Raw genomic sequence first — 4,878 nt, 5'->3', positions numbered from 1 at the left:
ATTATGGAATTTTTAGAAACGATGAACTGGTCTTTGATCGCGCCTATACTTGTTATTCAGGGAATCTTATTAATTGTCGCACTGGTCGATTTAGTAAAAATAGAAAAAACCAATGGACCCAAATGGATTTGGGCAATCGTCATACTGCTAATTAATATCATCGGACCAATACTGTATTTCGTATTTGGAAGGAGAAATCATTAATGGCCTTAATTCATGTGGAGAATTTGGAGAAAAGCTTTAAAGATATTAAGGTGATAAAAGGACTCAACTTTGAACTTGAGGCGGGAAAATGCGTAGCTTTGATTGGTGCCAATGGCGCCGGCAAGACAACCACTTTAAAGATGCTGTCAGGATTATTAAAACCCTCCCATGGCAGTATTTGTTTCGAAGGTGTGAAGAAGAGAGATGACATCAGGAAGTTGATTGGCTATCTTCCGCAGCACCCTGTGTTTTATGATTGGATGACAGCGAGTGAATTTTTAGAATACGCCGGTAAACTATCAGGATTAAGCACCATGGAAGCTAAACAACGTTCATATGAGCTTCTTGAGCTGGTAGGTATTTCAGACGCGAGGAACAAAAGAATAAGCAAGTACTCAGGCGGGATGAAGCAGCGTCTGGGAATCGCACAAGCGGTTATTCACAGGCCTAAATTAATTATGCTCGATGAACCTGTTTCTGCCCTCGATCCTTTTGGAAGAAGAGAAGTACTCGAGCTGCTGGAAAAGCTAAAAGATGAAGCAACCGTTTTATTTTCCACCCATATCCTTAATGACGCAGAGGAAGTATGTGAAAGCATTATATTCTTGCATAAAGGTCAAATTATTGAATCCGGGACGATGAACGAATTTCGAGAGAAGTACCAGCAGTCAAAAATTGACCTTGTATTTCAAGAAAGCCCAGAGGTTTATTTAAATGCTCTAACAGATCATCCGGAAGTAATCTCAATACAAGTGGAAGGTTACAAAGCGAGTATTTTAGTGAATGACCTCAATGCAGTTAAGGGGTTGGTCCTGAACATGGCAGTGCAAGGTGATTGGCCGTTGTATAAATATGAAATCAGTTCGATCACTCTGGAGGATGTTTTTATGAAGGTGGTGGGAAAATGAAACAGTGGTTCACCCTTATGAATAAAGAATTTCTGGAGTTGGCAAGAAATTTTAAATGGATATGGGTACCGCTATCCTTTATTTTGCTTGGAGTAATGGACCCGCTGACAACTTATTATATGCCTCAAATACTGGATTCTGTAGGAGGTTTACCCAAGGGAGCAGTCATTGAAATCCCAACCCCCTCTGCAAGTGAAGTATTTATCATGAGTTTGGGAGAATACCAGACAATTGGTATTTTAATCATTACTTTATCTGCGATGGGGATGGTTGCTGGTGAAAGGAAGAGCGGAGTAGCACAAATGATTCTTGTTAAACCCGTGTCCTACATTTCCTATCTTTCTTCCAAATGGGCAAGTACCGTTATTTTAATGATAGTTTCCTTATTTTTTGGTTTATTGGCAAGCTGGTATTATACAGGAGTTTTATTCGATTTCATTCCATTTGGTGATTTTATGTCAGCATTTAGTTTGTATGCACTCTGGATTGCGTTCGTTGTGACCATCGTTATCTTCTGTAGTTCGGTTTTTATACAACCGGGTGCAGCTGGAGCAGTTTCCCTTGCTATTATTATCATAATCAATCTAATTGGAAGTACCTTTTCACATTTGATGCAGTGGAGTCCAACACAGCTGTTGCACTATGCATCTGAAGTACTTGTCTTGGATACTTTGACCGAGGACATCTGGTTTGCCACTGGAATTACTTTCTTGCTAATCATCTTATTGCTTGCTTCTGCAGTTGCTGTTTTTAAAAGCAAGGAACTTGCAGATTAAATTTCCTTTTCTGAACCTGATCCCTTTTGGATCAGGTTTTTTAATATTTTGATAGGATGTAAGAACTGTTTTTAAGTCACGGATTGTCGAAAAATTTAGTTTTTTAGAATCAATAAATGATTCTTTCACCTTATTGCTAGTATTTCGCCAGGGGGAGATTTGTAATTTAATAATTAAAAATACCTAAATTTGTTGCTATATCTGTTGTCGAAGTGTCGATAAAACTATATTGAGAAAATTAAAATTTTAAATATAATGAAAATTAAGAAAAAGGAGGGTTATTATGTCGAAGAGAAAAAAACTTTATGCAGGCACGCTAGCTGTTCTTTTAGGTGCAGCTACCATTTTTAATGCCGGAATTGCCAAAGGAGAGGCAGAAACTTCTGGAAATAAATATCTAGTCATATTTAAGGATCAACAGGGTCTTCCTGCCGGATATGCAGATGCAATCAAGAAGGCCGGCGGTCTAATAGAAGATAAATTGGACAAGCTTGGTGCTGTGGAGGTAACATCTAAAAATGCTAACTTCTTGAATGAAGTCAAGAAGTCCTCGCTTGTTTTAGAGGCAGGTGCAGAGAATATTGTTTACCCGGAACAAACAATAGAATCAGAGACTATTGCAGCGGAAGACCTTACAGAAGGTGCTGATTTTTACAACCAATATATGTGGGACATTAAACAAGTAACCAATGACGGAGCGTCATGGAATCTTCCTGGTGGTACTGGAAAACCGCTATCGGGAGATGACATTGTTGTTGGTGTTATTGACACAGGAATCGATTATAACCATCCAGATTTAAAAGAGAACTACGCAGGCGGGAAGTCATTTGTTCCAGGTTATAATGATCCAATCGATCAGAATAGCCATGGAACGCATGTGGCAGGCTCGATTGCTGCGAAAGGTAAAGCCCTCGGGGTGGGTCCTGATTTAAAGGTTGCTTCATATCGTGTATTTGGTCCAACAGGCGGAGCGGAAACCGCGCATATCGCTGATGCTTTAATGACTGCAGCGGATGATAATGTAGATGTTGTAAATATGTCACTTGGCGGATATGACTGGTTCCAAAATCCAGATTATGCGACAAAAGATATCGTGGCAGACGTACATTTGTTCAACCGTGCGATCCAGTATGCAATCCAAAAGGGAGTTACTGTTGTTGGTTCAGCTGGAAACAATGCGCTGGACTTGAGCAGCCCCGGAAAACTGTCCGGTGAGGATAAGGGTGCAACACATAGAAGCCCAAGCAGCCAGACAATGATCAGAGTCTCCGCCGGAGGAGCATTGAAAAATCTAGCATTTTACTCTAACTACGGTGTTGGTAAAATTGATGTAATGGCTCCTGGTGGAGATTTAGGACCTAATTACGACCCAGCTACTGGTGCAGGCAGAGATAATAGCTATCTTGCTTGGAGTACAGTTCCTTTACTAGATCCTAAAACAAAAGAAGTGATCGGACACGGATATGGTGGAAAGGGCGGAACATCAATGGCAGCACCGAAAACTGCGGCTCTTGCTGGTGTAATCATCGCGAAACACGGAAAAGATAAAATTTCTCCGGCACAGGTAAAAGCGATTATCCAACAATCTGCAGAGGATGTATTCCAGCCTGGCTACGACGAAAAGGCTGGCCATGGATTGATTAATGCTGTTAATGCATTGACCTTGAAATAATTGTAAAAGGAGGGACAGATAAATGAATCTGTCCCTCCTTTTCAATGGTTTTTTATTTATCCTAGTGAATGATTGATCTCCTCTCCAAGTGAATTCATTTAACAATTTAAAAAGATAGAATGTTTAATCTCCTTGATTAATAGAATTAATATGACGAAACAGATTTTCTTCAAGGAGATAATAGATATGAGTATCCAGCAATATTATCAGCAGGCAGCCAATATCAGATTAAACGGTTCTATTGTTTCTGCAGGAATGCTCTCCATTATTTTGACAGTCAGCCTCCTGCTATCCTGGGATATCCCGTTGCTGGTTGTTGCAGTTCCGTTTTTGTCTGTATGTTTTTTACAATATAATAGTTATCTTTTATATCGAAACAGATCTGGAGAAAGCAAGGAATCTAAAAGTCTTTATGGCGAAAAGAATCTTTTATCGCAAAATCACTTAATGATCGCTTTTGCGCCTGCCCCTGCAATTAGGTTGTTATTTTTTACACCTGATGGCATGCTGGCAGGTGAATTGAAAGAGATTGAAATCAAGCTATGGCGCTGGATAATACCTTATTTTATCGATAAAAGGATGACGAAACAGCTTGGGATTTATGATGCGCATGGGCAGCTGATAGGAAGACTGCTTAGTGATCCTGAAAAAACAAAGCTGGTTAACGATAAAGATGAGATCGATGGATTCTTTTATCCAAAAATGAAATCAGGTACTGCTATAGTAGAGGGTGGAAAAAAATTAAAACTAGAAGGCTCAAAATGGTTGAGTTCCGATTTATTTTTCATCCATGCGAATGGCAGAAAGGCTGTTAAGCTTCAAAAAGGGTGGATGCCGCTGGAGTGGTCACAATTTTTTATTGATGCCAATACTCCGGTTTTGACCTTGGATTACAGTTTATCAACTTCCGAACGGCTTGCTGTATTTGCAGCAGTGGCCAATTATTATGAATACTATAATCATTAGAATATTTTCCATTTTTGATATAACTGTTTATCTCCAAGTATTTAGGTTATCAAATAAGTATGATACTTAAGGAGGTAATGTTTTTATGTTAAATCAGCAATATCAATATTGTATTCAGGCATGCATGGAGTGTATTGAAGCTTGTAATGTATGTTTTGATTCTTGCTTGAAAGAAGAGAATGTGAAAATGATGGCTGAGTGTATCAGATTAGACAGAGAGTGTGCTGAAATTTGTGGCCTGGCTGTAACAGCGATGCAGACAAACAGCCATTTCGTCAAACAGATTTGTGGATTGTGCGCAGAAATTTGTGAGACATGCGGAAATGAATGCAAGCAGCATGACCATGACCAT

The 4,878-nt window shown here is 39.4% G+C and carries 6 protein-coding genes; all 6 read left to right on the top strand.

Annotation, left to right across the window (positions count from 1 at the left end):
• Positions 1-3: 3 nt before the first annotated feature.
• The gene (locus WB217_RS00440) at positions 4-204 is read left to right on the top strand and encodes a PLD nuclease N-terminal domain-containing protein (protein WP_423989603.1); all 201 of its coding nucleotides are present in this window, start codon (positions 4-6) and stop codon (positions 202-204) included.
• The gene (locus tag WB217_RS00435) at positions 204-1,112 is read left to right on the top strand and encodes an ATP-binding cassette domain-containing protein (RefSeq protein ID WP_423989601.1); all 909 of its coding nucleotides are present in this window, start codon (positions 204-206) and stop codon (positions 1,110-1,112) included. Before WB217_RS00440 ends, WB217_RS00435 begins: the two co-directional genes overlap by 1 nt.
• A complete protein-coding gene (locus tag WB217_RS00430) occupies positions 1,109-1,888 on the top strand; it encodes an ABC transporter permease (RefSeq protein WP_423989599.1) in 780 nt (259 codons plus the stop codon). Before WB217_RS00435 ends, WB217_RS00430 begins: the two co-directional genes overlap by 4 nt.
• A 283-nt stretch (positions 1,889-2,171) precedes the next feature.
• Complete coding sequence (locus WB217_RS00425; protein WP_423989597.1) at positions 2,172-3,560, top strand: S8 family peptidase; 1,389 nt, start codon at positions 2,172-2,174, stop codon at positions 3,558-3,560.
• Between the two features lie 186 nt (positions 3,561-3,746).
• Positions 3,747-4,526, top strand: coding sequence for a hypothetical protein (locus WB217_RS00420; RefSeq protein WP_423989595.1), 780 nt, complete (start codon positions 3,747-3,749; stop codon positions 4,524-4,526).
• Positions 4,527-4,611: 85 nt separating this feature from the next.
• The coding region (locus WB217_RS00415) for a four-helix bundle copper-binding protein (protein WP_423989593.1) at positions 4,612-4,878 on the top strand (267 nt) is incomplete at its 3' end.

The sequence above is a fragment of the Mesobacillus sp. genome, assembly GCF_049588175.1.
In the GTDB taxonomy this organism is placed as follows: Bacteria; Bacillota; Bacilli; order Bacillales; family Cytobacillaceae; genus Mesobacillus.
Note: the sequence above shows the minus strand (reverse complement) of the source record. Positions and strands in the feature narration are given on the sequence as shown.

Excerpts from the sequence above, each read along its gene's own strand:
- WB217_RS00440 (WP_423989603.1), top strand. The coding sequence starts at position 4 with ATGGAATTTTTAGAAACGATGAACTGGTCTTTGATCGCGCCTATACTT.
- WB217_RS00435 (WP_423989601.1), top strand. The coding sequence starts at position 204 with ATGGCCTTAATTCATGTGGAGAATTTGGAGAAAAGCTTTAAAGATATT.
- WB217_RS00430 (WP_423989599.1), top strand. The coding sequence starts at position 1,109 with ATGAAACAGTGGTTCACCCTTATGAATAAAGAATTTCTGGAGTTGGCA.
- WB217_RS00425 (WP_423989597.1), top strand. The coding sequence starts at position 2,172 with ATGTCGAAGAGAAAAAAACTTTATGCAGGCACGCTAGCTGTTCTTTTA.
- WB217_RS00420 (WP_423989595.1), top strand. The coding sequence starts at position 3,747 with ATGAGTATCCAGCAATATTATCAGCAGGCAGCCAATATCAGATTAAAC.